This window comes from uncultured Altererythrobacter sp., assembly GCF_913057185.1.
Taxonomy (GTDB): Bacteria; Pseudomonadota; Alphaproteobacteria; order Sphingomonadales; family Sphingomonadaceae; genus Erythrobacter; species Erythrobacter rubellus.
Window position 1 is genome coordinate 574801 of sequence record NZ_CAJXNK010000002.1, and the last position, 26878, is coordinate 601678.

General features: G+C 56.9%; 25 protein-coding genes and 1 pseudogene. 11 read left to right on the forward strand and 15 right to left on the reverse strand.

Annotation, left to right across the window (positions count from 1 at the left end; all coding sequences use genetic code 11):
• Window positions 1–8: 8 nt before the first annotated feature.
• From QZ487_RS10730 to tyrS, 3 genes are all read right to left on the reverse strand, one after another.
• Window positions 9–1313, reverse strand: coding sequence for an MFS transporter (locus QZ487_RS10730; RefSeq protein WP_296025040.1), 1305 nt, complete (start codon window positions 1311–1313; stop codon window positions 9–11).
• A 71-nt stretch (window positions 1314–1384) separates the two neighbouring features.
• Window positions 1385–1723, reverse strand: a complete 339-nt coding sequence (locus tag QZ487_RS10735; RefSeq protein WP_285975232.1) for a PilZ domain-containing protein — start codon at window positions 1721–1723, stop codon at window positions 1385–1387.
• 149 nt (window positions 1724–1872) lie between these two features.
• Window positions 1873–3102 carry a tyrosine--tRNA ligase gene (gene tyrS, locus QZ487_RS10740; RefSeq protein WP_285975231.1) on the reverse strand — a complete coding sequence of 410 codons (1230 nt, stop codon included), beginning with the start codon at window positions 3100–3102 and terminating at the stop codon, window positions 1873–1875.
• 81 nt (window positions 3103–3183) lie between these two features.
• Between tyrS and QZ487_RS10745 the strand changes: the two genes are divergently transcribed.
• Both QZ487_RS10745 and QZ487_RS10750 read left to right on the forward strand, forming a co-directional pair.
• A complete protein-coding gene (locus QZ487_RS10745; protein ID WP_285975230.1) occupies window positions 3184–3705 on the forward strand; it encodes a hypothetical protein in 522 nt (173 codons plus the stop codon).
• Between the two features lie 2 nt (window positions 3706–3707).
• A complete protein-coding gene (locus QZ487_RS10750) occupies window positions 3708–4910 on the forward strand; it encodes a DUF1343 domain-containing protein (RefSeq protein WP_296025340.1) in 1203 nt (400 codons plus the stop codon).
• Between the two features lie 187 nt (window positions 4911–5097).
• On the opposite strand, the gene QZ487_RS10755 is transcribed toward QZ487_RS10750, so the two are convergent.
• From QZ487_RS10755 to QZ487_RS10765, 3 genes are all read right to left on the reverse strand, one after another.
• A complete protein-coding gene (locus tag QZ487_RS10755) occupies window positions 5098–5448 on the reverse strand; it encodes a hypothetical protein (protein ID WP_285975229.1) in 351 nt (116 codons plus the stop codon).
• Window positions 5449–5604: 156 nt separating this feature from the next.
• Entirely contained in the window at window positions 5605–6789 is a 1185-nt protein-coding gene (locus QZ487_RS10760) for a VWA domain-containing protein (RefSeq protein ID WP_285975228.1), read from the reverse strand.
• 240 nt (window positions 6790–7029) lie between these two features.
• Complete coding sequence (locus tag QZ487_RS10765; RefSeq protein ID WP_285975227.1) at window positions 7030–7890, reverse strand: MoxR family ATPase; 861 nt, start codon at window positions 7888–7890, stop codon at window positions 7030–7032.
• Between the two features lie 341 nt (window positions 7891–8231).
• On the opposite strand from QZ487_RS10765, the gene QZ487_RS10770 reads away from it, so the two are divergent.
• The gene (locus QZ487_RS10770) at window positions 8232–8537 is read left to right on the forward strand and encodes a putative quinol monooxygenase (protein WP_296025045.1); all 306 of its coding nucleotides are present in this window, start codon (window positions 8232–8234) and stop codon (window positions 8535–8537) included.
• On the opposite strand, the gene parE is transcribed toward QZ487_RS10770, so the two are convergent.
• Window positions 8534–10510, reverse strand: a complete 1977-nt coding sequence (gene parE / locus QZ487_RS10775; RefSeq protein ID WP_296025048.1) for a DNA topoisomerase IV subunit B — start codon at window positions 10508–10510, stop codon at window positions 8534–8536. The genes QZ487_RS10770 and parE overlap by 4 nt on opposite strands.
• Before the next feature lie 57 nt (window positions 10511–10567).
• Window positions 10568–11737: a penicillin-binding protein activator gene (locus QZ487_RS10780; RefSeq protein WP_285975222.1), complete on the reverse strand. Its 1170-nt coding sequence runs from the start codon at window positions 11735–11737 to the stop codon at window positions 10568–10570.
• A gap of 39 nt (window positions 11738–11776) precedes the next feature.
• On the opposite strand from QZ487_RS10780, the gene rsmI reads away from it, so the two are divergent.
• The 3 genes from rsmI to gshB are packed head-to-tail and all read left to right on the forward strand — an operon-like array spanning window position 11777 to window position 13973.
• Window positions 11777–12634 (forward strand): 16S rRNA (cytidine(1402)-2'-O)-methyltransferase, encoded by an 858-nt coding sequence (rsmI, locus tag QZ487_RS10785; RefSeq protein ID WP_285975221.1) that lies wholly within the window; start codon window positions 11777–11779, stop codon window positions 12632–12634.
• Window positions 12635–12658: 24 nt separating this feature from the next.
• Complete coding sequence (locus QZ487_RS10790; protein ID WP_367114458.1) at window positions 12659–12997, forward strand: YraN family protein; 339 nt, start codon at window positions 12659–12661, stop codon at window positions 12995–12997.
• A 25-nt stretch (window positions 12998–13022) separates the two neighbouring features.
• Complete coding sequence (gene gshB, locus QZ487_RS10795) at window positions 13023–13973, forward strand: glutathione synthase (RefSeq protein ID WP_296025054.1); 951 nt, start codon at window positions 13023–13025, stop codon at window positions 13971–13973.
• A 79-nt stretch (window positions 13974–14052) separates the two neighbouring features.
• Here gshB and QZ487_RS10800 read toward each other — a convergent pair whose 3' ends face one another.
• From QZ487_RS10800 to rph, 4 genes are read right to left on the reverse strand one after another with little or no spacing between them, the layout of a single operon-like run.
• Complete coding sequence (locus tag QZ487_RS10800) at window positions 14053–14952, reverse strand: tyrosine recombinase XerC (protein WP_296025055.1); 900 nt, start codon at window positions 14950–14952, stop codon at window positions 14053–14055.
• The gene (gene hemW, locus QZ487_RS10805; protein ID WP_296025058.1) at window positions 14949–16100 is read right to left on the reverse strand and encodes a radical SAM family heme chaperone HemW; all 1152 of its coding nucleotides are present in this window, start codon (window positions 16098–16100) and stop codon (window positions 14949–14951) included. The genes QZ487_RS10800 and hemW overlap by 4 nt, the downstream gene beginning before the upstream one ends.
• 9 nt (window positions 16101–16109) lie before the next feature.
• Window positions 16110–16739 carry an RdgB/HAM1 family non-canonical purine NTP pyrophosphatase gene (rdgB, locus tag QZ487_RS10810; protein ID WP_285975216.1) on the reverse strand — a complete coding sequence of 210 codons (630 nt, stop codon included), beginning with the start codon at window positions 16737–16739 and terminating at the stop codon, window positions 16110–16112.
• Window positions 16736–17449: a ribonuclease PH gene (gene rph, locus QZ487_RS10815; RefSeq protein WP_285975215.1), complete on the reverse strand. Its 714-nt coding sequence runs from the start codon at window positions 17447–17449 to the stop codon at window positions 16736–16738. The genes rdgB and rph overlap by 4 nt, the downstream gene beginning before the upstream one ends.
• Before the next feature lie 100 nt (window positions 17450–17549).
• On the opposite strand from rph, the gene hrcA reads away from it, so the two are divergent.
• Window positions 17550–18593, forward strand: a complete 1044-nt coding sequence (gene hrcA, locus QZ487_RS10820; RefSeq protein ID WP_285975214.1) for a heat-inducible transcriptional repressor HrcA — start codon at window positions 17550–17552, stop codon at window positions 18591–18593.
• Window positions 18594–18611: 18 nt separating this feature from the next.
• Complete coding sequence (grpE, locus tag QZ487_RS10825) at window positions 18612–19193, forward strand: nucleotide exchange factor GrpE (RefSeq protein WP_296025062.1); 582 nt, start codon at window positions 18612–18614, stop codon at window positions 19191–19193.
• Window positions 19194–19390: 197 nt separating this feature from the next.
• On the opposite strand, the pseudogene QZ487_RS10830 reads toward grpE, so the two are convergent.
• Both QZ487_RS10830 and QZ487_RS10835 read right to left on the reverse strand, forming a co-directional pair.
• Window positions 19391–19663: pseudogene (locus tag QZ487_RS10830) on the reverse strand (vgr related protein); the annotation flags it as partial.
• 50 nt (window positions 19664–19713) lie between these two features.
• Complete coding sequence (locus tag QZ487_RS10835; protein WP_285975212.1) at window positions 19714–20196, reverse strand: copper chaperone PCu(A)C; 483 nt, start codon at window positions 20194–20196, stop codon at window positions 19714–19716.
• 183 nt (window positions 20197–20379) lie between these two features.
• Here QZ487_RS10835 and dnaK point away from each other — a divergent pair, with 183 nt between their 5' ends.
• From dnaK to QZ487_RS10850, 3 genes are all read left to right on the forward strand, one after another.
• The gene (gene dnaK / locus QZ487_RS10840) at window positions 20380–22323 is read left to right on the forward strand and encodes a molecular chaperone DnaK (RefSeq protein WP_296025067.1); all 1944 of its coding nucleotides are present in this window, start codon (window positions 20380–20382) and stop codon (window positions 22321–22323) included.
• A gap of 79 nt (window positions 22324–22402) precedes the next feature.
• Window positions 22403–23542: a molecular chaperone DnaJ gene (gene dnaJ, locus QZ487_RS10845; protein WP_296025070.1), complete on the forward strand. Its 1140-nt coding sequence runs from the start codon at window positions 22403–22405 to the stop codon at window positions 23540–23542.
• Window positions 23543–23608: 66 nt separating this feature from the next.
• Window positions 23609–24496 carry an MBL fold metallo-hydrolase gene (locus tag QZ487_RS10850; protein ID WP_296025072.1) on the forward strand — a complete coding sequence of 296 codons (888 nt, stop codon included), beginning with the start codon at window positions 23609–23611 and terminating at the stop codon, window positions 24494–24496.
• A 9-nt stretch (window positions 24497–24505) separates the two neighbouring features.
• On the opposite strand, the gene QZ487_RS10855 is transcribed toward QZ487_RS10850, so the two are convergent.
• Window positions 24506–26827, reverse strand: a complete 2322-nt coding sequence (locus QZ487_RS10855; RefSeq protein ID WP_296025075.1) for a patatin-like protein — start codon at window positions 26825–26827, stop codon at window positions 24506–24508.
• Window positions 26828–26878: the final 51 nt, after the last annotated feature.

Below are 26878 nucleotides of genomic sequence, written 5' to 3' on the forward strand. Positions count from 1 at the left end.
TCCTGAGATTAATTTCGTCGACCTGCTTGTAGCACGTCTTCTGGCGGATCGAAGGTCTTTGTCGTGCGCAATACAGGGAATATTCGGCTCCAAAGCCCAACGGTTACAAGCGCACCGACACCGCCAACCACCACTGCCGCAACCGGGCCAATAACGAAGGCGAGGGCACCTGAAAAAGCATCCCCCCCTTCATTGGAAGCACTGATGGTCAGCAGGCTGACCGATGATACGCGCCCGCGCTTGTCATCGGGTGTGTGCAGCTGGATGAGCGACTGGCGTATGTAGACGCTGAACATGTCCGCCGCGCCGACAATGAAGAGCATCGCAAGGCTCAGCGGCATGCTGGTTGATAGACCGAAGACAATTGTCGCAACGCCAAAGATCGCCACGGCCAAGAGCATCTTCGGGCCAACATTGCTTTCCAAGGGACGGAAGCTGAAAAATAGAGCGGTGAGCGCTGCACCAGTAGCAGGTGCGGCAGCAAGCATGGACAATCCTATCTCACCTACTTGCAGGATATCACGCGCATAGACCGGGAAAAGCGCAGTCGCTCCAGCCAGAAACACCGCGAAAAGATCGAGTGTTATTGCACCAAGAACCATCTTGTTGCGCACGACATAGGCCAAGCCGTCAACGATCGCACCAATTGGCCGCTGATCCTTGCGCGTGGCTGGCTGCGGAACCTTACCGATCAAAGTCAGTGCAATAGCTGAAATAGCAAAAAGAATTGCGGCACCGGCATAGGGTAGTGCGGGCGCGATCCGGTAGAGCACGCCGCCCAACGCTGGCCCGACGATCATGCCGACTTGCCAAGAGATAGAGGAAAGCGCGATTGCGGTGGGAAGTATAGCTCTGGGCACCAGGTTTGGAGACAGTGCGGAGAGCGCAGGGCCAGCAAAGCCGCGCGCAATTCCCAACAGCACAGCCACACTGAACAGGATCGGGATCGTAATCTCTTCGGTCCAACTGAACCATGCCAGAACCAACGCACATGCTAGCTGAAGCAGCACGGTGAGCCGGCCCAGTTTACGCCTGTCAAACCGGTCTGCTGCGAGCCCGCTAAACGGGGTCAGGATAAACAGGGGCAGAAACTGAAGCAGGCCGATCAGCGCCAGTTGGCCAGATGCTTCGGCGATGCCCATCCCGTCATCACGCGCGATATTGTAGGTCTGCCAACCGATGATCAGCAGCATGGCATATTGCGCCAGTGTCATACTGAGACGACTGACCCAATAGTAACGGAAGTTAGCGACACGGAACGGGTGCGAAGGCTCGCTCAAGTCATCCGGAGAGGGGGAGGCTGCGTTATTCACCCAACCGCCATGGCAGGGCCAATGCCCTGTGCCAAGATATCAAAAATTTATCTTATCGGAGTTGCGATTATTCAGCGCAGTTTGCGCAAACGCGGGTTTGGCTGAAGCTCGTCGATGATGGCGAGGAAATCGTCCAGGCGCAAAATGCGTTCGAATTGGAAGCCGGCTCGCTCGTCGCGGGTCCAGATCACATAGGCTTCGATGCGTCCGACAACTGGCAGACGGATGATAACCCGGTCTCCACGTTGAAGGCTCTCAGCGTCATCGACCATGAAACCGTGGGCTGACAGATTGGCCACGTGCAGTTCGATATCACCGAGACGGCGGTGTTCTGCAATCACCGGGAAATCAACCGGGTGACGCGCAGCGCGACGTAGATCAGTAACGCTCAGATTTGCTCCGGCACTCACAACACAACCTCCAGTTATCGTTCTGAGGATGCGGTATGCGCGCTAAAGGCTGATATTTGGTAAGGACCGGTTGGATCAAAACGACAATTGAGCCAGGCTCTTCGTGCCGGTCTGAGCAAACGACTTTATGATACAGATATTAAGTGCGGTTAACGTGTCACGATGCCGTGCTTCTTTTTTCCAAGGCTCAGCTTGCGTTGATCACCTTCACCGACCTCGACCAAGGTTGAAGGGTCGATAATGGGCAATCCATCAAGTCGCACCGCGCCTTCGGCAATCTTGCGTTTCGCTTCGCCATTCGAAGCTGTGAACCCGATCTCAGTCAATAATGCGCCTATGCGCATACCTTCGTCGCCGACTGCCACGCTGGGCAGGTCATCGCCGGTTCCGTCGCCAGCAAAAGTCTGCGTCGCGGTGGCCTCCGCCGCTCTTGCCGCATCTTCGCCGCGGACCAATTTGGTCACCTCATTGGCCAGCACGACTTTGGCATCGTTGATCTCTGCACCCTCTAGCGCTTCGAGCCGGGCAATCTCATCCAGCGGCAAATCGGTGAACAGGCGAAGGAAACGCCCGACGTCGCGGTCATCGCAATTGCGCCAGTATTGCCAGAAATCGTATCCGGGCAGCTGGGCTTCGTTCAGCCAAACAGCACCCGCTGCGGTCTTGCCCATTTTCGCGCCATCGGCAGTGGTCAGCAGCGGGGTAGTCAAACCGTAGAGCTCGCGCCCATCCTTGCGTCGTGAAAGCTCCATACCGTTGACGATGTTGCCCCACTGGTCGCTGCCGCCCATCTGCAAGCGGCAGCCATAGCGGCGTGCCAGCTCGAGAAAGTCATAGGCCTGCAGGATCATGTAGTTGAATTCCAAGAAGGTGAGCGGCTGCTCTCGCTCAAGCCGCAGCTTGACTGAATCAAAGGTCAGCATGCGGTTGATTGTGAAATGCGGGCCAACATCGCGCAGCAATTCGATATAGCCAAGCGTGCTCAGCCATTCATCGTTATTGACCATGATCGCATCGGTCGTACCATCGCCGAAGGTTAAAAGCCGCTCAAATACCGTGCGGATGCCCGCGATATTCTCATCGATCAGTTCAGCGGTCAGCAGCCTGCGGCTCTCATCCTTGCCAGACGGGTCACCGATCTTGGTCGTCCCGCCGCCCATCACGACAATCGGCTTGTGCCCCGCCTGCTGCAAGCGGCGCAGCATCATGATCTGCACCAGGCTGCCAATATGCAACGAGGGTGCAGTCGCGTCAAAGCCGATGTAGCCCGGGATCACTCTGTCACAGGCAAGCTTATCCAAACCCTCTGCATCAGTTGTTTGGTGGATATAACCGCGTTCATCGAGGACGCGCAGAAGATCGGATTTGTATGTGCTCATTGTGGAGAGGCCTCTAGCAATGCATTTTGCGGAAGGTAAGCCTCTTGCTTGCCTGTTCGCACAGACATAGGGCTGAAAGCCATGCATAAGCTAGTTCTTCATCCCGATTGCAAGCCTGGGCCGATTACATCGGTAACGGCCAGCCTCTCACCAACGGCAGGGGGTTGTACGGCCGAGTTTCGCCTTCAAGGAGACATCGGCGCAATAAAGATTCCGACGCAAGCGACACCCTTGCGCGAGGATTTCCTATGGAAGACCACCTGTTTCGAGATCTTCTGGCAGCCAAACGGTGGCCAGTGGTACCGCGAATTCAATCTTTCACCTTCATCGAAATGGGCGTGTTATGATTTTGACGATTTCCGCCTCAATTCACGTGATGGGCCAGTTGAGGCAATTGCGGTCGCTTGTACCCATTCCGCCGATGGTCTGCTGCTGCGCGCGGGCATTGCGTCCGAGCTAGGGGACCCTGCGCAAGTGGCGCTCAATGCAATTGTCGAGGACCTTGAGGGCAATATCCAGTTCTGGGCATTGGCATTCCCCGATGGAAAGCCGGAATTCCACAGCGAGGTTTGCCGCCAATTGCGGGTGGAGCGAGGAGAATGAGCGTGCAATTCGGTATCGACCGGCTGCTTGGCGATCCAGTGCTTCTCCGTGAGCTCGATGGCAAGCGCGTGGCTTTGGTCGCTCATCCCGCATCAGTGACCAGAGACCTGACGCATAGTCTGGACGCGCTGATCGCCGCCGGGGTCAACGTCGCCAGCGCATTTGGCCCGCAACATGGGCTGAAAGGCGACAAGCAAGACAATATGGTCGAAACAGCGGATGAAAACGATCCGCAATACGGCATTCCCGTATTCTCGCTTTACGGCGAAGTGCGTCGGCCAACGTGTCAGATGATGTCGAGTGCGGATGTGTTTCTGTTCGATCTGCAGGATCTCGGCTGCCGCATCTACACATTTGTCACCACTCTGCTCTACCTACTTGAAGAAGCCGCGAAATTTGGAAAGACCGTATGGGTACTAGACAGGCCAAATCCGGCAGGCCGGCCCGTGGAAGGAAGTTTGCTGATTCCGGGCAATGAAAGCTTTGTCGGGGCCGCTCCAATGCCGATGCGGCACGGGCTGACGCTGGGAGAAATGGGGCATTGGTTCATCCGCCATTTTGACCTTAACGTAGATTATCGCGTGATCGAGATGCAGGGTTGGGAGCCTGACGGTCCAGGCCATGGCTGGCCTTTGACACGCATATGGATCAATCCCTCACCCAATGCCGCCAATGTAAACATGGCGCGCGCCTATGCCGGAACGGTGATGATCGAAGGCGCGACGGTGAGCGAGGGCAGGGGCACTACTCGCCCGCTGGAGGTATTGTTCGGTGCGCCTGACATCGACACAAAGGCTGTCTTGGCCGAAATGTGGAGGCTAGCGCCTGATTGGATCGAAGGCTGCGCGATCCGTGAATGTTGGTTCGAACCTACTTTTCACAAACATGCAGGTAAGCTGTGTAACGCATTGATGATCCACGCAGAAGGGCCGTTTTATGATCATCATGCCTTCAAACCATGGAGGTTGCAGGCGCTCGCGTTCAAGGCGATCCGTAACGTGTATCCGGGCTATCAATTGTGGCGCGGGTCCGACTTCAAATACGAGTACACGGACAATGTGCTCGCGATTGATGTGATCAATGGTGGGCCGGCGCTGCGCGAATGGGTCGATGATCCTGCCGCCAGGGTTGCCGATCTGGATGCGCTAGCGAGCAATGACGAAGCGGCGTGGATCGCCGATGTGCGGGATTTGCTGATTTATTAGCAATACAGATGCCGGCGGCTGAACGATTTCAGACCTAGCAAGGGCGCCACACCCAGAATGACATGACGCCCTTGTAATCGATTCAAACTGTCCGACTGGCTTTCGCTTAGTCAGGATGAGTGTGTGTGAAGTAGCTTGCCGAGGCTTCGATCAGTTGGCCGTTTTTCTCGCGAAGGGCTGCAGCAGCTTATTCACCGCCGACCAGCTTCAGAAACTCTTCATTCCAGCGCTCCCCCTCAGGAGACCCGTGCCTGTCGAAAGACGCCATGCCGCGTGGAATCTCACGAATCACCATCAGATCCCATTCCCCATCCATCATCCAATGAACTGTGGGTACGGGTAGGCCTGCCGCTTTGGCCGCAGGGACCCAGTATTTTTCGCGCATTTCCGTCCATGTTTCCGCCTTGTCCGGCTCAAAACGCAAGAACTCGACGGTGTAGGTTGTGCGCGCCTCTTCCGGTTCATCCTGTGCAGTTACAGGTGCTGCGGTAAAGGCTAAAGATGCAGTTGCGATGCTGCTCAGTATAATGCGTTTCATTGGTCATTCCCCCTTTTAGGTTTTGTGACCCTTAAGGTTGGCTTGCGACCACATGCCCCTCTAGCTTGCACGAAAGTGACGCTAGACACCTACGCCTTAGTTGGTGACGGGAACAAGCGATAATTACGGCAAATGCCTGATATTCCGATCTGAAGGTCAATGCCCTTGCTTTCGGCTGAGTTCGCGCATGGCTTCATCCAGGCCATCCAATGTCAGCCCATACATCCGGTCATTGACCAGTTGCTTCAGCATCTTGGTGCTTTGTGAATAGCCCCATTGCTTCTCCGGCACCGGATTGAGCCACACAGTCGCTGGATAGGTGTTCGTGACACGTTGCATCCAAATCGCACCGGCTTCTTCGTTCATATGTTCTACACTGCCGCCCGGATGAGTGATTTCATAAGGGCTCATCGCGGCGTCACCGACGAACACGACCTTGTAGTCATGTCCGTATTTGTGCAGCACATCCCAGGTCTTGGTCCGTTCCTGCCAGCGACGCTTGTTGTCCTTCCACACACCTTCATAAAGGCAGTTGTGGAAGTAGAAGAACTCCAGATTTTTAAACTCGCTAGTCGCCGCACTGAACAGCTCTTCACAGAGCTTGATAAACGGATCCATCGAACCGCCTACGTCAAGGAACAAGAGTAGCTTCACCGCATTGCGGCGCTCGGCGCGCATATGGATATCGAGCCAGCCCTGCTTGGCCGTGCCATCGATTGTCGCGTCCAGATCAAGCTGGTCCTGCGCACCTTCCCTCGCAAAACGGCGCAAGCGGCGCAGCGCCATCTTGATGTTGCGCGTTCCAAGCTCCTTGGTGTTGTCCAAGTTCCTGAACTCGCGCTTTTCCCACACCTTCACTGCACGCTTGTGCTTGCTTTCGCCGCCAATACGCACGCCTTCCGGGTTGTAGCCGGAATGTCCAAACGGGGATGTGCCGCCGGTGCCGATCCATTTGTTACCGCCCTCGTGGCGCTTTTGTTGGTCTTCAAGGCGCTTCTTGAGCGTGTCCATGATCTCGTCCCAGTCGCCCAGTGACTTGATCTTTTCCATTTCCTCTTCGGACAGGAACTTCTCAGCTACGGCCTTCAGCCAGTCTTCCGGGATCTCGACCGGGTTTTGCCCGTAGTCTGACAGAATGCCTTTGAATACCTTGTTGAAGACCTGGTCGAACTGATCGATCAGGCCTTCGTCCTTCACGAATGTGGCGCGCGACAGGTAGTAAAACGCTTCTGGCGTTTGCTCGATCACATCTTTGTCGAGCGCCTCAAGCAATGTGAGGTGCTCTTTGAAACTAGCGGGTATGCCCGCAGCGCGAAGCTCATCGACGAAATTGAAGAACATGACGATTTCGATAGCGCACCTATCGTGGCCTCGCCAGCCCTGAGTGCAAACCCCTATCTAATTTAACCCAACGATAACCATACGCGGTTACCGAGGTTCTCAAGACGGAAATTCAGGGGCATGACACGGCATGAAGCCAATTGAGATCGACACGGGAAGCGCGAGTGCGCTCGACATGATTCCGGAAAGCTGCGGTGATTACGAACTGGCCTACAGCTTCGACTAAAGCTGGCCGCTGGCTTAACTCGGATTGCGGCGCGCCATAAACGCGAGCCGTTCGAACATCATCACATCCTGCTCGTTCTTCAGCAAGGCACCATGCAGTGGGGGAATGGCGCTGTTCGGATTGCTGTCTTGCAGGACATCCATCGGCATATCTTCATTCAGAAGCAGCTTGAGCCAGTCGAGCAGCTCGCTGGTTGACGGCTTCTTTTTCAGGCCGGGAACGTCGCGCAATTCGTAGAAGATATCCATCGCCTTGCTGACAAGGTTCTTCTGAATTCCGGGATAGTGAACCTCGATGATGTCGCGCATCGTGTCGCGATCTGGGAACTTGATATAGTGGAAGAAGCAGCGGCGAAGGAACGCATCGGGCAGCTCTTTCTCGTTATTCGACGTAATCACGACAATCGGGCGCTCTTTCGCAGTGATTGTCTCATGCGTTTCATACACGTCGAAGCTCATCCGATCGAGCTCTTGCAAAAGGTCGTTGGGGAATTCGATATCCGCCTTGTCAATCTCGTCGATCAGCAAGACAGGCAGTTCTTTGGAGGTGAATGCCTCCCACAATTTGCCCTTCTTGATGTAGTTCGCAATGTCATGAACGCGCTCATCACCCAACTGGCCATCGCGCAAACGGGCAACTGCGTCATACTCATACAGACCTTGCTGGGCCTTGGTAGTCGACTTCACATTCCACTCGATCAGCGGGGCACCGATTGCCTTGGCAATCTCGTGTGCCAACACGGTTTTGCCGGTGCCTGGCTCACCCTTGACCAGCAAGGGCCGTCGCAGCATGACCGCAGCATCCACCGCAACCTTCAGGTCGTCAGTAGCTATATAGTCGTTTGTACCTTCGAAACGTTGCGGCTGATCGGTCATGAATTTTCCCATGAGGTTTTCGTTTGAAACTTGCCGAGCGCGTTAAGTTACACACGCGACGAGCGCAAGGGTGACGCTGCGTAAGCTATCGAATTGGCGAGTGGGTAATGCAGTCCATGAAACCTTTGACACTGGCGCGCGAATAAAGCTCTAGAGCTATCAGGCCAAGGAGAGAACAATGCCAACTGAAACGCTAAAGATCACAACATCTGAAGGGCATGAGCTTTCTGGCGCGTTGGAATTGCCAACTGGGCTGGTGCGGGGGGCGGCGGTGTTTGCACATTGTTTTACGCGCACCAAGCAATCGAAGGACACTTGCATATTCATACGGAGGTCGCTCAATGATCATTATCACAGGCACGGTCGTTATTGATCCGACCAAGCGTGATGAGGCCATCCGGATTGGTTGTGAACACTCTGCACGATCACGCGCGGAGGAAGGTTGCATTTCGCACAATTGCTATTTCGATGCCGAGGATGCGAACCGGATACATTTCTTCGAGCAATGGCGTGATATGGATGCCGTTCAAAGACACTTTGCAGTGCCCGAATCCGGTACATTTGTTCAGCAGATTGGCGGGTTGGCGATCATACCTCCAGAGATATCGATATTCTCTGCAATGCCTATCGAAGGCGCACCTTTTTAGGCGTCAATCATGTCACGATCGACATCGCTGGCGTGGTTCTGGATAAAGTTGAACCGGTGTTCTGGATTGCGTCCCATCAAACGCTCGACTAGTTCCTTCACCGCAAAACGCTGCTCATGTTGTTCGGGCAAGGTTATACGGATCAATGAACGCGTTTCCGGATTCATGGTGGTTTCGCGCAGCTGACCAGGGTTCATTTCGCCAAGGCCCTTGAAACGGCCCACTTCGACCTTTTTGCCTTTTAAGACAGTCTCTTCCAGTTCGGCTCGATGATCATCATCGCGCGCGTAACGCGTCTCTTTGCCACTGCTGAGTTTATATAGAGGAGGCTGCGCTAGATAGAGATACCCGCCACGCACAATGGGCGCCATTTCCTGAAAGAAGAATGTCATCAGCAGCGTTGCGATATGCGCGCCGTCAACGTCAGCGTCGGTCATGATAATGATGCGGTCGTAGCGGAGCTGTTCTGGGTCACAGTCCTTGCGGGTGCCACAACCCAGCGCCAGCGAAAGATCAGCTATCTCCTGATTGGCGCGGATTTTGTCAGCGGTGGCGCTGGCAACGTTCAAGATCTTGCCGCGGATCGGCAGAATTGCCTGGCTCTTGCGGTCGCGCGCCTGTTTGGCGCTGCCACCCGCAGAATCGCCCTCGACGATAAACAGCTCGGTCTCGCGGTCACCTTCACCGCTGCAATCGGTAAGCTTGCCGGGCAGCCGCAACTTCTTTGCATTGGTCGCGGTCTTGCGCTTGATCTCGCGCTCTTGCTTGCGCTTCAGCCGCTCGTCCATGCGTTCCATCACGCTACCCAGCAGCGCTTTACCGCGCTCCATATTAGCGGTCAGGAAGTGATCGAAATGATCGCGCACAGCGTTTTCAACCAGGCGAGAGGCTTCCGATGAAGTCAGCCGGTCCTTGGTCTGTGACTGGAATTGCGGATCGCGAATGAAAACCGACAGCATGATTTCGCCGCCGGTCATCACATCGTCTGCCGTGATATCCTTTGACTTCTTCTGGCCGGTCAGTTCGCCAAACGCGCGCAATGCTTTGGTCAATGCCGCGCGCAAGCCTTGTTCATGTGTGCCGCCATCCGGGGTGGGCACAGTGTTACAATACCAGCTGGTCGAGCCGTCGGAATATAGCGGCCATGCGACGGCCCATTCCACGCGGCCTTTTTCTTCAGGGAAATCCTGGCTGCCGGTAAAGGCTTCAGCCGTCACGCATTCGCGCTCACCGATCTGTTCGGCCAGGTGATCCGCCAATCCGCCGGGGAATTTGAAGGTTGTTTCTTCGGGTACATCTTCACTTGCCAGCGAAGGTGCGCATTTCCAGCGGATTTCGACGCCAGCAAACAGATACGCCTTTGACCGGGCCAGTTTAAACAGGCGGGCCGGTTTGAACTGCCGGTCGCCGAAAATCTCCGTATCGGGCGTGAAACTGACCGTTGTGCCACGGCGATTGGGCGCAGCGCCCAGCTTTTCGATCTTGCCAAGGGTTTGGCCTCGCGAGAATTCCTGCGCGAACAATTGTTTGTCGCGTGCCACCTCGACGCGGGTGTGGCTCGACAGCGCATTGACCACACTCACGCCCACGCCGTGCAAACCGCCAGATGTGGCATAGGCCTTGCCAGAAAATTTGCCGCCTGAGTGCAGTGTAGACAGGATCACTTCGAGTGTGGACTTGCCCGGAAATTTGGGGTGCTCGTCAACCGGAATGCCGCGACCATTATCGCTGATCGACAACCTGTTGCCTTCATCTAACCGCACCTCAATGCGGTTGGCGTGGCCGGCAACCGCTTCGTCCATTGAGTTATCGAGCACTTCGGCTGCCAAGTGGTGCAACGCGCGGTCATCGGTGCCGCCGATATACATGCCAGGGCGGCGGCGGACAGGCTCAAGCCCCTCCAAGACCTCGATCGAGGAGGAATCATAGTCACCGCTGGAAGCTGGCGCGTTTTCAAACAGGTCATCGGACATAGGTCAGCCTATATGCCGCGCGCGATCACGGCGACAAGCGGGCACAAAATGTTTTGCTCAGTCACTGAAGCGGGCAGGTGCTGGATCCACAACGGAAACTTGGTTCTGCTGAACTTCGCGCACTTCCATGGCCCGTTCAATCACACCATTGCCGCCAAAGCGGAAAGCCCCGTCGAGACCTAGGAACCCGTCGTTGGTCGTCAGCTGACGCGTGGGGAAAGGGCGGCCAACCTCCCAATCGCGCGCAACCCGCAAGGTCAGCAAGACAGCGTCATAGCCCAATGTCGAAATCCGGTAGGGCGCGCTGCCGAAGCGCTCCTGATAGCTATCGCGAAAACGCTGGAACCGACGGTTAGACACCGCGGAAAAGATCGCGCCGCGCAATGCGCTGGTCCGCGTCACAGCGCTTTCACCACTCCAAAGCTCTGTGCCCAGCACCCGCGGCGGCAAGCCTGTCTCATCTTCACGCAGGGCATTGGCACCTTGCGACGCCAATTGTACCCCGTCTGCGATCAGAACGGTGTCATAGCCACCAGCTTCGCGCATCTGCGTCGCTGCGCTGATGACCGCGCTGCTGCCCCGGTCGTAACGGCGTGTCTGAGACAACAGACCTCCGTAGTCCTGCAATGCATTGTCGAGCGCGCTGGCTGCTCGATCACCATAGTCGCCACTGGGCAACAATGCGGCAAACCGTTCCGCCCCGCGCGAACGGGCGTAGGCGACAGAGCGCGCGATAGACTGTTCCGGGATGTGACCCATCACAAATGCATCTGGCCGCGCAACATTGGTGTCGTTGGAGAACGAGATCAGTGGAACGCCCGCGCGGGCAGCCTCGTTACGCACCGCGGGAACATTGTCTGCCAGCATCGGGCCAAGTATCAGTCGATTGCCATCTGCGACCGCTTGGGCCGCAGCTTCGGCCGCACCACTGGATGTATCGTAGGTCGTGATACGGATATTATCCGCGCCGGTATCGAGGATCGCCATGTTGGCCGCATTGGCAATCGATTCGCCAACCGCGCCGTTGCGACCGGACAAAGACACCAGAATTGCTATCCGGTGGCGTGTTTCGTCTGTGGGAAGCGCTGTTGCGCTTGGTTCGGGAGTTGGACCGGCTACTGGCTCAGTTGTGGCAGGACCGGTTTTGGGTATGACCTGACACCCTGCCAAAAGCAGTGCTGTGGCGCCCACAACCAGATTGCGCCGATTAAACAAATTACGCTTCATACTTGCCGACCCTGTCTTGGCTGTTCCAAAGAGCATCTTGTGAACACAATCGCCCCTGAGCAAGCCCTGTCTGAACCTCTTCATCCGGGGCTGTACATCGTCGCCACGCCGATTGGCAATCTTGGCGATATAACGCTCCGTGCGGTCGATATACTGAGCAAATGCGATGCTGTCGCCTGCGAAGATACGCGGGTGACGGGCAAGCTGCTGAAGCGTCTGCTCACTCATAAACCGTTGATTCGATATGATGATCACGCGAGCGAGGCGGCGGGTTTGGCAATTGTCGAACGCGCCCGCAGTGAAGCGATTGCACTGGTCAGCGATGCAGGCACACCTTTGATATCCGATCCGGGATATCGTCTGGTGAAGGCTGCCCGCGAAAGCGGCGTTGCGGTCACAACTTTGCCAGGCGCGTGTGCTGCAATCGCGGGGCTCACCATGTCCGGGCTGCCCAATGACCGCTTTCTGTTTGCGGGATTCCTGCCGACCAAGGAAAAAGCGCGTGCAGACGCACTTGCGGAATTGGCCAGCATCCACGCTACGCTGATATTCTACGAAAGCGGACCGCGCCTGGTGAAATCGCTGAATATGTTGGGGGAACTGTGGCCCACCCGCGAAGTGGCGGTCGCGCGCGAGCTGACCAAGTTGTACGAGGAATGCCGAAGCGGGACAGCGACGGAACTGGCCGATCATTATACTGCCAACCCGCCCAAGGGCGAGATTGTGCTGATGGTGGGTCCGCCGGTCGAGAACTCTTGCGATGTTGATCCGGACGTGCTGCTGCGAGAGGCGCTTGCTACGATGAAGACTTCTCAGGCTGCCGCCAGAGTATCGAAGGCAACCGGGCTTGACCGTAAGGCGCTATACGCTCGTGCTATGGAACTGAAGGCCGAATGAAGCGGCCCGCAGCGACCAGAAAACGTGCCGAGCGAGCTGGGCGGCAAGGCGAATTTCGCGCCGCCATTTTTTTTGCGGCTGCAAGGCTGGCAAATTTTGGCTGAGCGGGTGAAAACCCCGCTGGGCGAGATTGATCTGATCGCGCGGCGAAATAGTGTGGTCGCATTCACCGAGGTTAAATGGCGCAAACGCCGCGAAGACTTTGATCATGCGATTGATGAATACCGGCTGCGTAGGCTTGCCGCAGCGGCAGTAGCGGTTGCACATCAATATGTTCGCGACGGCGATGATATACGAGTTGACGTAATCCTGCTTGCACCCGCGAGCATCCCTCGCCACATCACCAATGCATTGATGCCCTGAGTAGGGCGAGAATTAGGAATACAGAATGAGCCTACGCGTCGCCGTTCAGATGGACCCGATCGAAACCGTCAACATAGACGGGGATTCGTCCTTTGCTCTGATGATGAGCGCGCAGGAGCGCCGATATGAGGTATTTGAATACCACGTTGAGAGCCTGACGCTGGATGCAGACGATCGGCTTTATGCCGAATGCCATCCGGTCAAACTTCAACGCGTTAAGGGCGACCATGTGACTAAGGGCGCAGCGCAGCGGCTCGACCTGGGCAAGGATATCGATGTTGTTCTGATGCGGCAGGACCCGCCATTCCACATGGGCTATATCACCGCCACGCATATGCTCGAGCGAGTTAAGGACGAGACGCTGGTGGTCAATGATCCGGTCAGCGTGCGCAATGCGCCGGAAAAGGTGATGGTGCTGAACTATCGCCGCTTTATGCCGCCCACGCTGGTGACGCGATCAGTCGACGAAGTGCGGCGTTTTATGGCTGAGCATGGCGCGTTGGTGGTGAAGCCGATACACGGCAATGGCGGTAAGGCAATTTTCCGCGTGCCCGCCGATGGCGACAATCTGTCTGCACTGTTCGAAGTGTTCAACCAGACCTGGCCCGAACCGCATATGGTGCAGCCTTTCCTTCCCGAAGTGGCCGAAGGGGACAAGCGCATCGTGCTGGTCGATGGCATGGTGGCGGGCGCGATCAACCGCCGGCCGGGCGAGGGCGAGTTTCGTTCAAATCTAGCCATGGGCGGCAGCGCCGAAGCGACCGAGTTGACCGAGCGCGAGCAGGAAATCTGCGATGCGATGGGACCGGAACTGAAACGGCTCGGGCTGACATTCGTCGGCATCGATGTGATCGGCGGCAGATACCTTACCGAGATCAACGTCACCTCACCGACCGGGATTGTTGCGATTGATAAGTTCAACGGCACCGATACCGCCGGAATGATCTGGGACGCGATTGAGGCGCGATTAGCTTAGGTCCGCTCAAGATTTAGCCGATCTTGCAGCCAAATGTCTGCAATTGGGTCGTTTGCGGAATGTCTGCTTTTGGTGGAAATTACCTCTTCTTCGCCCTCGGGTGCGCGTCGCGGTAGTTTTCCAGCATCGTGGCCGCATCAACCTTGGTGTAAATCTGCGTCGATCCCAAAGAAGCATGGCCGAGCAATTCCTGCAAGCTTCTCAAATCCGCTCCCGCCCCGAGCAAATGCGTCGCAAAACTGTGCCGCAATGCATGCGGGGTGGCGGTCTCAGGCAAGCCCAGCGCGCGGCGCGCTTGCGCGGTCGCCTTCTGAACCATGCCGGGGCTAAGCGGGCCACCTTTCTCTCCGCGGAACAGCACCTCATTGCCCGGCAGCGGCCACGGACATTTTGCGCAATAATCCGCCACCGCAGCGCGGGTGATCGGCAGCACCGGCACCATACGCTGCTTCCCGCCTTTGCCCGTCACTTGCAGCACCTCTCCCAACGGCACGTCATTGGCTTTGAGCGACAGCGCCTCGGCAATCCGCAAGCCTGAACCATACAGCAGCAGCAGCACCGCGCGATCGCGCGCGCCCAGCCATTCCGCCTTGGCATTGCCCGCGACCAGATCGGCGAGATTGCTTGCCTCATCGGGCATAACCGGGCGGGGCAAGCCCTTCTTGACGCGCGGCCCGCGTAGGCGCGGTGAGGCGGGGTCAGGATCGCCCGCTTGCTCACGTGCAAAAGCGATAAAGCTTTTGAGCGCGGACAATTCACGCGCGGCGCTGGCATTGCCGATTCCATCCGCGCGGCGCTCGGCCAGATGACGGCGTAAATCTTGGGCCTCCAACAAGGCCACACCATCCCAATCGACCAAATCACGCGCTTTCAGCAAACGATCCGCACAGCCCAGATAGGCGCGCACCGTATGCGGGCTACGCCGGCGCGAATTGGTCAGCTCATTGTTCCACGCTTCGAGGAGATCCGCCGCGCTCATGCGGTTACCAGCGCGTCCGCAACAATTTCGCCAAGAAGCGCGTCCAGCAACGGCATTCCGGAGGGCGTCACGGTGATCCGGCCACTATCGTATTCAAGCAGGCCAAGGTCACTATGAAGTGCAAGGCGATCCGCATTGATCAGATCGGTAGAAGGGATTCCAAACCGCGCCTCCAACTTGCTCAAATCAATCCCTTCAGCGAGGCGCAGGCCCATAAGCAGCGCTTCGGATGCTTGTTCACCCATCGAGAGTGCGCGCTGATCCTTGATGCCATGTCCGTGCTCGCTGACCGCCAACAGATAATTCTCCGGCTTCTTGTGGCGTTCGGTTGCCACTCCACCGCGTCGTCCGTGTGCGCCGGGGCCGATCCCGCAATAATCCTGATACCGCCAATAGGTCAGATTATGGCGACTTTCCTGCCCCGGTTTGGCGTGGTTGCTGATCTCATAGGCAGGAAGGCCCGCCGCGTTCATGATCTTTTGCGTTAGCGCATACAGATCACCTGCCGGATCGTCGTCCAGCGGGGTGAACACGCCACGTCGGACATCGGTGGCAAAGCGCGTGTTTGGCTCGATCGTGAGTTGATAGAGTGACATGTGGTCCGTGCCGAGCGCCAGAGCGCGGCTCAACTCCGCTGTCCATTGTTCAGCCAACTGCCCCGGGCGCGCATAAATCAGATCGATGCTGACGCGGTCGAAATTCTGTTGCGCAGTCTCGAACGCATCCAGCGCTTCCTGCGCCCCATGCAGGCGCCCCAAAAACTGTAAGGTATCGTCTTCAAGTGATTGAACACCCAGAGAAACCCGATTTACGCCTGTTTGCGTTAGAGCGGCAAAGTTCGCAGCCTCGACCGACGATGGATTGGCCTCGAGCGTGATTTCGATATTGGCGTCAAAACCCCACAACGCCTCCGCTTTCTGAAGCAATGCCTCGACCAGGGCAGGTGGCATCAAGGAAGGCGTTCCACCGCCAAAGAATATCGAATGCAGTGGTTCACCGCCTGCCAGTTCGGCTTCGTGGCGCATATCCGCCAACAAGGCATCGCGCCACGCCGCCACATCCACCAAGTCGCGGACGTGGCTATTGAAGTCGCAATAGGGGCATTTCTTCGAGCAGAAGGGCCAATGGATGTATAGTGCGCGCGCCATGCGCCCATACTAACTGCCAAACTGGTCCGCGACCAGCTTGGCAAACGCATCCGCGCGGTGGCTCATGCTGTGTTTCTCTTGCGGGTCAATTTCAGCAAAGGTCTGATCGCGGCCTTCAGGGACAAAAACAGGATCGTAACCGAAACCCATCTCACCGCGCGGCGGCCACGTCAGCGAACCCGAGCATGTTCCCTCGTAAACCTCATGCTCGCCACCGGGCCACACAATCGCCAGTACGCAATGGAAAGCCGCGCTGCGGTCTGTATCCGGGCCAAGCTGTTGGAGCATCCCTTCGACCTTGCCCATCGCCATATACCAATCGCGGCCCGGATCGCCTTCGAACCATTGCCGTTCGGCCCAGTCCGCGGTGTACACACCGGGGCGACCACCTAATGCGTCCACGGACAATCCGCTATCGTCGGCCAGCGCCGCGAGACCCGACGCCTCGGCGGCTGCGCGCGCCTTTATCAACGCATTGTCGACGAAGGTTTTTCCATCCTCGGGGGGCTCCGGCAGACCAAGCGAACCTGCCGAAATGCATTTCAGGCCATATGGCGCAAGCAGGGCAGAGATTTCGCGCAATTTGCCTTCATTGTGAGTGGCAATAACGAGTGACCCTCCGCCCAGCTTCCGAGTCATTTTGAGGCGTCCAGCTGTGCCTTGAAGATGCCGTCACAGCCGATTTTGGCTAAACGCAGCAAGCGTAGCAGGCCCTCCTCATCATAGGTTGCGCCTTCTGCTGTTGCTTGCACTTCGGCGATTTGGCCACCTGTGATCAGGACAAAGTTCGCATCTGCATCGGCGCTGGAATCTTCATCATAATCGAGGTCAAGCACAGGTGTGCCATTGTAGATTCCGCAGCTGATTGCAGCGACCTGGCCTGTGATCGGATCTTCTTTGAGGTCGCCAGACGCCATGAGGCCGTTCACCGCCAAACGCAGCGCCACCCAGGCACCTGAAATGGATGCCGTGCGTGTTCCGCCGTCCGCCTGAAGCACATCGCAGTCGAGAGTGATCTGACGCTCGCCAAGCTTCTTCAAGTCAACGACAGCTCGCAATGACCGGCCGATCAGGCGCTGGATTTCCTGCGTTCGGCCCGATTGCTTGCCGCGCGCTGCTTCGCGCCCACTGCGCGTATGCGTAGAACGGGGCAGCATAGAATACTCGCCTGTGACCCAACCTTCGCCTTTGCCGCGCAGCCAGGGTGGAATGCGTTCTTCGATACTCGCTGTGCACAGCACCCGCGTGTCGCCGCAACTAATCAGCACGCTGCCTTCAGCGTGCTTGGTAAAGCCGGTTTCGATACTAATAGCGCGCATTTCGTCAGGCGCGCGGCCGGAAGGTCGCATGAGAATCCCTTGTGTTTTGATTCGTTGCCGCCGCGATAGGCTGTGCGCGGTGTCACCTGCAAGGCTTGAGGCTGTGGAGCAAAGCGCTAGATAGCGTTATATGTCCACACCACCCATCGCAGAATTGACCGACCGTGCGAGAGAGATTTTCCGTCTCGTGGTCGAAGGCTATTTGGATCGCGGGCAGCCGGTCGGGTCAAAAACGCTTGCCAGCGATAGTACGGTCAATCTTTCGCCGGCCTCGATCCGCGCGGTGTTGTCGGACCTTGAGGCACACGGTTTGCTATCCGCGCCGCACACAAGTGCAGGGCGCATGCCAACCGAAAGCGGCTTGCGCCTGTTTGTTGACGGGATGATGCGCGTGTCAGAGCCCAATGCGGAGGAGCGCGCCGCGATAGAGGGGCGTCTTTCAGACAGCGGCCCGATCGAACAAGCATTGGAGCAAACCAGCGCAATCCTGTCTGACATTTCAGGCGCTGCCGGGATGGTGTTGGTCCCAACCCGCGAGGCCAAGCTTGCACAGTTCAGCCTGGTCAATCTGGGCCAGGGGAGGGTGCTAGCTGTGCTCGTCAGCGAAGATGGATCGATCGAGAACCGCGTAATCGAGTTGGGTGGTTCATTGGCACCTTCAGTGCTGGAGCAAGCGAGCAATTACATCACGGCACGTCTTGCTGGGCGGACGTTGGCCGAAGCCAATGCTGCGATCGGGGCAGAAATCAAATCGGGCAAGTCTCAGCTCGACAGCGCAAGCCGCAATCTGGTCGAGCGTGGTCTTGCGGTTCTTAGCGAAGACGCAGCACAGCGTCCGGTTTTAATCGTACGCGGACAAGCGAATCTTCTCGATGACGCAGCGATGCAGGACATTGAGCGTGTGCGCAGCCTGATCGAAGACTTGGAAAGCAAGCAATCAGTTGCCGAATTGCTGGAAAGCGCGCGCGAAGCCGAAGCTACGCGGATTTTCATCGGAAGCGAGAACCGGTTGTTTGCATTGTCCGGCTCTTCGGTTATCGCGTCGCCGTATCGTGACCGTGAGGGAAGGGTGGTCGGCGTGCTTGGCGTCATCGGCCCCACACGGTTGAATTACGCGCGCGTGATACCCATGATTGACCTGACCGCCCGTTCGCTGGGCAAGCTTATCGGATAGCTTTGGAAATGTAAGAACATGATCGACAACGACAAATCGCAAGCAGAAGATGATGCGGTAGACAAAGAACTTGAAGGCGTGCCGGAGGAGTTCCTCGACAATGGAGAGGACGAGGCATCTGAAGACGGTTTCGAGAAAGCGCTCGATGCGCTGAAGGCCGATCTGGAGACCGCAAAGCAGGATATTCTCTACGCCAAAGCAGAGGCACAGAATGTGCGCCGCCGCGCGGAAAAGGATGTGCAAGACGCGCGCGCCTACGCCGCGACCGGCTTTGCACGAGATGTTCTGAGCGTGTCAGACAACCTTGAGCGTGCGATTGCGGCAATTCCCAAAAGTCTGCGTGAAGACGACAAGATGAAGGCGCTTGTAACCGGCATTGAAGCCACTCAGCGCGAACTTGAGAAAGTATTCGGCCAGCACGGTGTGAAGCGCATTGCTTCGGTTGGCCTGCCTCTCGATCCGAATCAGCATCAGGCGATGATGGAAGTGCCAACTGAAGAGCACGAAGAAGGCACGATCGTGCAAGAAATGCAGAGCGGCTATATGATCAAGGACCGCTTGCTACGTCCGGCTATGGTTGGCGTGGCGAAGAAGCCCTGAGTCAGAGACTAGAATTTGAAAAAGGGGCGAGGCGGCGTTTGCTACCTCGCCCTTTTTGTATCACGCCACTACTTGCGCACAGTTTTCATCGTGGTGCTTCTTCACATACTTCATGAAAGGCGTGCCGCCGGTGCCGACATCGGGGTCATTGCCCGCGATACTGCCGGCCTGCTTGTTGATGTAGCTTGCCGCGTACTCCAGATGCCGCGTGCCTGCGCCTGCCAGACATTTGTCATCTCATGTATGAAGAAGCCCTGCCGGTGCAGATCCTCGCTTGAGAAATCATCGCAATAGGCGCTGCCCCTGGGATGGAAATGCAAATGCCCGCCCGGTGCCATCGTGACCTTGCGCGGCTGAAACGGAAACCACTTTCTGCGCCGGATTGTGACTGCAGCGTAGTCGATCGCCGTCCCGAAAACAGAAGCTGCCAATTTCACTTCGCCCGGAGTAAGTGCGCGCTCGCCACCCACCGGACAGGCGAGTGGAGAAACGCTTAAATCTCCTCCGGTGGAAACGTGGTTCAGCGCTCGTCCCCGGCGGCGCGAACTTCGCCTTCAAAGCTGTGTTTGTCCCCTCCCGACACAGTCAGCGTAAACTCGACCGTATCACCGGGCTCAACACTTTCATCCAGATCAAACACCATCAGGTGATAGCCGCCTGGCTCGAACGCGATTTCAGTGCCCTTCTGAATGGCAATTTCCATGGCTTCGGCCATGGTCATCTTGCCGTTCCATTCTCCATAAGCGTGGATTTCGGTCTTCTCAGCGCCGCTTACATCGGCCCGGCGGATCGCGAGGCCGCGGTCGTTTTCATACTTCAGATCGAAATAGCCTGCAGCCGGATTGCCCGGCACCGGCGCCAGAACAACGCGAGCATTTTCGACGCTCAAACCGGGCACACCTTCGGGTTCGGCTTCGACCACAGTCTCCGGCTCTGCGCCACAAGCTGCCAAGGCGAATGTAGAGAAGAGCATGCTCGCGGCGGCCAATTGATTGAACTTCATGTCAGGTTTCTCCGGTCTGAAAACATGCAAAATCTAGTGTGCCTGTTCCCTTGTGCCAAGCAAAACCGCACCTATATCCCCCGAGTATCACACCTGACGGACTGAGCCGCCGAGCTGTTTTGCCAACTTTGGAAAGCACAATGCGCGGTGTCCAATAATTGAACTGATGGGAAACGAAGAAACATGGGTAAAGTAATCGGTATCGACCTCGGCACCACCAACTCGTGCGTGTCTGTTATGGACGGGGGCAAGCCCAAGGTCGTCGAAAACTCTGAAGGTGCGCGCACTACACCTTCTATCGTCGCTTTCACCAAAGATGGTGAGCGTCTGATTGGTCAGCCGGCAAAGCGCCAGGCAGTGACCAACCCTGACAATACGGTTTATGCAGTGAAGCGCCTGATCGGTCGCCGGTTCGATGATCCGATGACCAAGAAGGACATGGAACTGGTCCCTTACAATATCGTCAAGGGCACCAATGGCGATGCATGGGTCAACGCTGGCGGTGAAGATTATTCACCGTCGCAGATCTCTGCATTCATCCTGCAAAAGATGAAAGAGACCGCTGAGGAATATCTTGGCGAGAAGGTAGAGCAGGCAGTTATCACTGTTCCGGCCTACTTTAACGATGCCCAGCGTCAGGCAACCAAGGACGCGGGCAAGATCGCAGGCCTCGAGGTTCTGCGTATTATTAACGAGCCTACTGCCGCGGCACTGGCTTATGGCCTCGACAAGGAAGACGGCAAAACCATCGCTGTCTATGACCTTGGCGGCGGTACTTTTGATATCTCCGTCCTCGAAATCGGTGATGGCGTGTTCGAAGTTAAATCGACCAATGGCGATACCTTCCTTGGTGGTGAAGATTTCGACAGCGCGATCGTTGAATGGCTGGCTGACCAGTTCAAGACGAAAGAGAACATGGACCTGCGCAAGGACAAGCTTGCACTACAGCGTCTGAAAGAAGCGGCTGAAAAGGCCAAGATCGAACTCTCTAGCTCGCAGCAGACAGAAGTGAACCTGCCGTTCATTACCGCGCGCATGGAAGATGGTTCTTCCACGCCGCTGCACCTTGTTGAAACGATCACACGTTCCAGCCTGGAAAAGATGGTTGGCGATCTGATCAAGCGCACGCTCGATCCGTGCAAGAAAGCGCTCGCTGATGCAGGTCTGGATAAAGGCGCGATTGATGAAGTGATCCTGGTTGGCGGTATGACCCGTATGCCAAAGGTTCGCGAAGTCGTGGAAGAATTCTTCGGCAAGAAGCCGCACACTGGCGTGAACCCTGATGAAGTGGTGGCCATGGGGGCCGCCATTCAGGCGGGCGTTCTGCAGGGCGACGTCAAAGACGTGCTTCTGCTCGACGTGACCCCGCTGTCGCTGGGTATTGAAACACTGGGCGGTGTCTTCACCCGCATGATCGATCGCAACACGACGATCCCGACGAAGAAGACACAGGTCTATTCGACCGCTGAAGACAATCAGAATGCCGTGACCATCCGGGTTTTCCAGGGTGAGCGCGAGATGGCCGCTGACAACAAGCTGCTTGGACAGTTTGATCTGGTGGGCATCCCGCCCGCGCCGCGCGGTGTTCCGCAAGTCGAAGTGACCTTTGACATTGACGCAAACGGTATCGTGAATGTCTCTGCCAAGGATAAGGGCACCGGCAAGGAACAGCAGATCAAGATCCAGGCGTCTGGTGGTTTGTCGGATTCGGACATTGATCAGATGGTTCAGGATGCCGAAAAGTTCGCGGAAGAAGACAAGAAGCGCCGCGAATCTGCGGAAGCTCGCAATCAGGCAGACAGCCTGGTGCACGCGACCGAGAAGCAGATCGAAGAGCATAGCGACAAGGTTGACGCTGATACGAAATCTGCCGTCGAAGCAGCCTTGGCCGAAGCCAAGACCGCGCTCGAAGGCGATGATGTCGATGCGATCAATGCAAAGGCGCAGGCGCTTACAGAAGCGGCCATGAAGATGGGTCAGCAGATCTACGAAAAAGAGCAGGCTGCCGGTCCTGACGCTGGCGCGGAAGGTTCTTCGGATAGTTCGGCTGACGAAGAAGTTGTCGATGCGGAATTCTCCGAAGTTGACGAAAATTCGAGCGAAGACAGCGACAATAAAAAGGGCTGATGTCCTAATGGGAAACTCTGCCGCCGCCAGCGCATATAGCGCCGGTGGCGGTTAGCGTTTAGGGCAGGGAAGCAGCAGCATGGCATCTACCGACATCGACTATTACGAATTGCTTCAAGTCTCGCGCGACGTTGACGGCGGTGCGCTGAAGAGCTCATACCGCAAGCTTGCGATGAAGTATCATCCGGATCGTAATCCGGGCGATGCCGAGAGTGAGGCAAAATTCAAGTCCATCAACGAGGCCTATGATTGCCTGAAGGACCCGCAGAAGCGCGCGGCCTATGATCGCTATGGCCATTCAGCATATACGCAGAGAATGTCCGGCGGTGGCGGCGGCGGTCGTGGTCCGCAAGGCGATTTTGGCGATATCGGGGACATCTTCGAGACTATTTTCGGCAGCGCTTTTGGCGGCGGTGGCGGGCGGCAACGCGCGCAGCCGCGGCGCGGAGCGGATCTCCGATATGATTTGGAAGTCAGCCTGGACGATGCCTTCCACGGAAAAACAGTCGAGCTGGAAATCGAAGTCTCGCAGAGCTGCGGCACTTGCGATGGGTCTGGCGCTACTCCGGGTACAAGCGAACGCGAATGTCGAATGTGCGATGGTCACGGCAAAGTTCGCGCCAAGCAAGGTTTCTTCGTGGTTGAACGCCCATGCCCGACCTGTCACGGCCGCGGCGCTGTGATCGAAAACCCTTGCGGTGATTGCCGCGGGGAAGGGGTCGTCGACAAGGCGCGCTCACTCGAGGTTGAAGTTCCGCCAGGCGTCGATACCGGTACGCGCATTCGTTTGTCTGGCAAGGGGGAGGCCGGGCCCAGAGGCGCTCCTGCGGGCGATCTATACATTTTCGTACATGTGAAGCCGCACGCGGTTTTCCAGCGCGAGGGTACGACGCTGCTCACGCGCGTTCCGATCAGCTTCACTACAGCTGCGCTTGGCGGCACGGTCGATATCCCTGATCTGGGCGGTGACGATAACAGCGTTGAAATCCCGGTGGGCATTCAATCCGGCAAGCAGTTGCGCGTACGCGGAGCGGGGATGCCCGTGCTGCAAGGCCGCGGACGTGGTGACCTGGTGGTCGAAATTGCGGTGGAAACACCGACCAAACTGTCCAAGGCGCAAAAGGAACTGCTGAAGCAGTTTCGCGAAACCGAAACCGGTGAAGAATGCCCCGAAAGCAAGGGCTTTTTCGACCGCGTGAAGGAAGCGTTCGGCAGTTAATTTACGGGCAATTCTCGACCCTTCTCTCGGCAAGACTTAAGCCTAGGTCAAACAGAGGGAACAGTCATGAAACGCATTTTCGCCACCGCACTAGCAACCGCATCGATCTTTATTGCATCGCCCCTGGCAGCTCAGCGAGACTTCAGCGAGGTGGATATTACTTCCGAAGAGTTGGCGCAGGGTGTGGCCGTACTTTTCGGTGCGGGCGGCAATATGGCTGTTAGCCATGGTGAGGATGGCACGATCCTGATCGATGACCAGTTCGCGCCGCTATCAGAGAAGATCGAAGGCGCGGTCGCCTATCTTGGCGCGACGCCCGTCAAATATGTCGTCAATACGCATTGGCACGGTGACCACACGGGCGGAAACGAACATTTCGGCGGCACTGGCGCAACGATCTCCGCGCATCACAATGTGCGCTTCTGGATGTCATTCCCGCCGACCCGCGGTGAGCGCGTAACGCCGCCGTCACCCAAGGCGGCTCTGCCTGTTGTCACTTATGAACGCGGTGTGACCTTGCACCTCAATGGCGACACAATTGATGTCGTGTTTGTCGGTGGTGGCCAAACCGATGGCGACAGTATCGTGCGCTGGCGCGAAAAGAATATCGTCCATATGGGCGATCTTTACTTCAAGATACCGCGCTGGCCCTTTGTCGATGTGGCGTCCGGCGGTGATATCGAAGACCTGCTCTATTCGCTGGATAGCGCGATCAACCTGATGGATGAGGATACAAAGGTGATCCCGGGCCATGGCACAATGTCGGATCGCCGCGAATTGATCGCTTATCGCAACACTGTAGGTGAGGCTGTGACCCGAATTCGCGCGCTGCGCGATTCCGGATCATCGCTGGAGGAAGCTCAAGCCTTGCGCCCGCTCGACAGTTTTGATGGGGGTGAAGGCTTCATCAACGAAGATCGGTTTATTGAGGCCGTTTGGAAAAGCCTCAACTAATTCGACAGCTTAAACGGTATCAAACTTCGCCGCGATTTCACTTTTCAGGCTTTCGATCAGGCCGGCGTCGCAGCGTCCGGCTTCGGTCTCTTCCTGCAGGATTGCTTCGAATGCGCGCCGCTTGAACCCATGGCAGACGCGGCTATCAACACCGCTGTCTACTGTTGAGCAAACAAGGTCGATCATCCGCTCTGCCCCGTGCAATCGGCCCCATAGATAGTCATTCTCGCGATAGGCACGGCTAAAGAAAGCGCCAAAGTTGTAGAACTCTATGCCGCGCAGCGTCGCTCTGGCGCCGCCATCTCGTATCGATGGGGCATCATCAGGAGAAATTCGATCCACTTTGATCGGATCGTATTCGGTAAATCCTTCGTGCCGCAACAGTGGCAGCGTCGCGACATCGTAAAACGGAAACCCGAGGTAGGCGAACAGCATACGTCGGCGAAGTTGCTTGGGCATCTGTGCCAGTGCAGCGCAAAGGCGATCTAGCGCTTCATCATCGATTTCCGGCAGCAAGCGATGCGCCCCCAAGTGGTCCAACACCGCGCCGGGATCGACAAAAACATTGGCGGCCAGGTCACCGAATTCAGGGTGCCGAACCGCATGCTTGTCCCGATCAAGGTATAGCCGCATAATGGCGTAGATTTCACCCCTCGCGAGGTCCAGTACATCGTCAGGAATTTCGGGATCACGCTCCCAATCGCGCGCCAATCGCCGCGCCAGCAAGCGCAAACGGCGAATCCGGAAGCCCAGATCATGTGTCCGGAAGAATGCGATTGCAGCCTCGCTTGCACCGCCCTTTTCCTCGGACAATTGATCCAACCCGCGCCGCATTAATTCGCCGCGCAGGGTAGAAACAATGGGATCACAGTCGGGCAGATCCAGTTGCGGTGCCGCCTGATGAACCAATTTCGCCAGGCGTTCGACAATACCTGCCAGTTTCACCTGCGCGTAGGAATGGAAAGTATAGCCTGCTTCTTGCGCTGCCGATTGCTGCGCTTTCGCGCGCCAGTTGTGCAGCCTTTTGGGCGTTGGCCGGTCGAGGAAGAATGTCAGCCCGAAAAGTTTCTCAACCGCGCGGTCGACTTCAGGCCGAAGACCGGCAAGGATTTGCTGCAACCTTTCGGCGTTGCGGGATTGCTGTTTCAACTCTTCCAGATTGTCGCGGATCGGTTGCTCTCGCGGCAGGGCGGATATCGAACCGAAAATCGCAGCGAAGAACCCGACGGGCTTTTGTTCCTCATCTTTGAGTGAAGCAATCCGATCTGGACGCGGATCGATATATACAAATCTCCGGTCTACTTCACGATGGGCAGGGCGGCCGTGCAGGGCATCAATTGCGCCCTCAAACGGTGCGTTGACCAGCACCGAGCCATCGATAAGCGCAACTTGTTCGGTCGTGCCCAGACGCACGTGAGTGGGCATGACACGTTTCAGAAAGGCACCGCGAGTTTGCCAATGGTGTTTGCTTCGCTGGGCCAAACGATCGATCTCTGCCAGTTCAAGCGGCGGGAAGGCGCCCGGGAAGCTTGCCGTCGCGCGCGCTGCAATCGTCAGCTCAAGCGGATCAGCAAGTCCTGCACCAGATTGAGCCGGGGTCAGACCACGAAATCCGATCGGCAAGCGGTGTTCGCTTTCTTCAACAACCGCCGGGCTATGAAGGCGCAGCATCTCTACATGCCCGCGAAAATCTGTGGCCGTTACCAGCAAATCCAACGGATGGCCTGGTGGCAAAAGCGGCGGCCCCGTTTCGTTGGCGTTCATCGCCTTGATTGCATCGAACAGTAGCTGCGAAAAATTGTCGCCGGAAAAGGGTGGCTGGAACCATCGCCCCCGCACAAAACGCGAGACCTTCCGGCGCACCTCGCTCCGCGTTTCAGGGGCGACGCTCTCCGACACCACATTGCCGGGTCGCTTGAACAGCCACCAGGCTATCGGTTGGGCCCAGAATTTGGCGAACTTCCACATTGGGCGGGCATCGGGGTCCAGCAATTTGTCGACATCGGCATTCTCAAGCCACAGATCGGTAAGTGGCTCAAGCGAATGTCCGGCGAATATAGCTTGTGACAGAAATACCGCGTTTATCCCGCCTGCACTTGCGCCGGTTAGAATATCAGGCAGCACGCGCAATCTTAGTCCTTGTTGCGCCTCAATCTCTCCCAGCAAGTCATGATAGACCTTGGCCACGTGCCCCTCTGGCTCTTCCTCCAGGTGGTAGGATCTGCTTGCGCGGGCCAGATGCCAGAGCTCTTTCGTAACACCGTGCATGTATATCGCCAGGCTGACGCCGCCGTAGCAAACCAATGCAATACGAAGTTCCTTCTGGTGCATGTTGATTTCCTTAGGGGTTTAACCACAGAAGGCAATTGCGTTCTATCTATG

Excerpts from the sequence above, each read along its gene's own strand:
- tyrS (WP_285975231.1), bottom strand. The coding sequence starts at position 3,102 with ATGAGCACATACAAATCCGATCTTCTGCGCGTCCTCGATGAACGCGGT.
- QZ487_RS10745 (WP_285975230.1), top strand. The coding sequence starts at position 3,184 with ATGCATAAGCTAGTTCTTCATCCCGATTGCAAGCCTGGGCCGATTACA.
- QZ487_RS10755 (WP_285975229.1), bottom strand. The coding sequence starts at position 5,448 with ATGAAACGCATTATACTGAGCAGCATCGCAACTGCATCTTTAGCCTTT.
- QZ487_RS10760 (WP_285975228.1), bottom strand. The coding sequence starts at position 6,789 with ATGTTCTTCAATTTCGTCGATGAGCTTCGCGCTGCGGGCATACCCGCT.
- QZ487_RS10765 (WP_285975227.1), bottom strand. The coding sequence starts at position 7,890 with ATGACCGATCAGCCGCAACGTTTCGAAGGTACAAACGACTATATAGCT.
- QZ487_RS10770 (WP_296025045.1), top strand. The coding sequence starts at position 8,232 with ATGATCATTATCACAGGCACGGTCGTTATTGATCCGACCAAGCGTGAT.
- parE (WP_296025048.1), bottom strand. The coding sequence starts at position 10,510 with ATGTCCGATGACCTGTTTGAAAACGCGCCAGCTTCCAGCGGTGACTAT.
- QZ487_RS10780 (WP_285975222.1), bottom strand. The coding sequence starts at position 11,737 with ATGAAGCGTAATTTGTTTAATCGGCGCAATCTGGTTGTGGGCGCCACA.
- gshB (WP_296025054.1), top strand. The coding sequence starts at position 13,023 with ATGAGCCTACGCGTCGCCGTTCAGATGGACCCGATCGAAACCGTCAAC.
- QZ487_RS10800 (WP_296025055.1), bottom strand. The coding sequence starts at position 14,952 with ATGAGCGCGGCGGATCTCCTCGAAGCGTGGAACAATGAGCTGACCAAT.
- hemW (WP_296025058.1), bottom strand. The coding sequence starts at position 16,100 with ATGGCGCGCGCACTATACATCCATTGGCCCTTCTGCTCGAAGAAATGC.
- rdgB (WP_285975216.1), bottom strand. The coding sequence starts at position 16,739 with ATGACTCGGAAGCTGGGCGGAGGGTCACTCGTTATTGCCACTCACAAT.
- rph (WP_285975215.1), bottom strand. The coding sequence starts at position 17,449 with ATGCGACCTTCCGGCCGCGCGCCTGACGAAATGCGCGCTATTAGTATC.
- hrcA (WP_285975214.1), top strand. The coding sequence starts at position 17,550 with ATGTCCACACCACCCATCGCAGAATTGACCGACCGTGCGAGAGAGATT.
- grpE (WP_296025062.1), top strand. The coding sequence starts at position 18,612 with ATGATCGACAACGACAAATCGCAAGCAGAAGATGATGCGGTAGACAAA.
- QZ487_RS10835 (WP_285975212.1), bottom strand. The coding sequence starts at position 20,196 with ATGAAGTTCAATCAATTGGCCGCCGCGAGCATGCTCTTCTCTACATTC.
- dnaK (WP_296025067.1), top strand. The coding sequence starts at position 20,380 with ATGGGTAAAGTAATCGGTATCGACCTCGGCACCACCAACTCGTGCGTG.
- dnaJ (WP_296025070.1), top strand. The coding sequence starts at position 22,403 with ATGGCATCTACCGACATCGACTATTACGAATTGCTTCAAGTCTCGCGC.
- QZ487_RS10850 (WP_296025072.1), top strand. The coding sequence starts at position 23,609 with ATGAAACGCATTTTCGCCACCGCACTAGCAACCGCATCGATCTTTATT.
- QZ487_RS10855 (WP_296025075.1), bottom strand. The coding sequence starts at position 26,827 with ATGCACCAGAAGGAACTTCGTATTGCATTGGTTTGCTACGGCGGCGTC.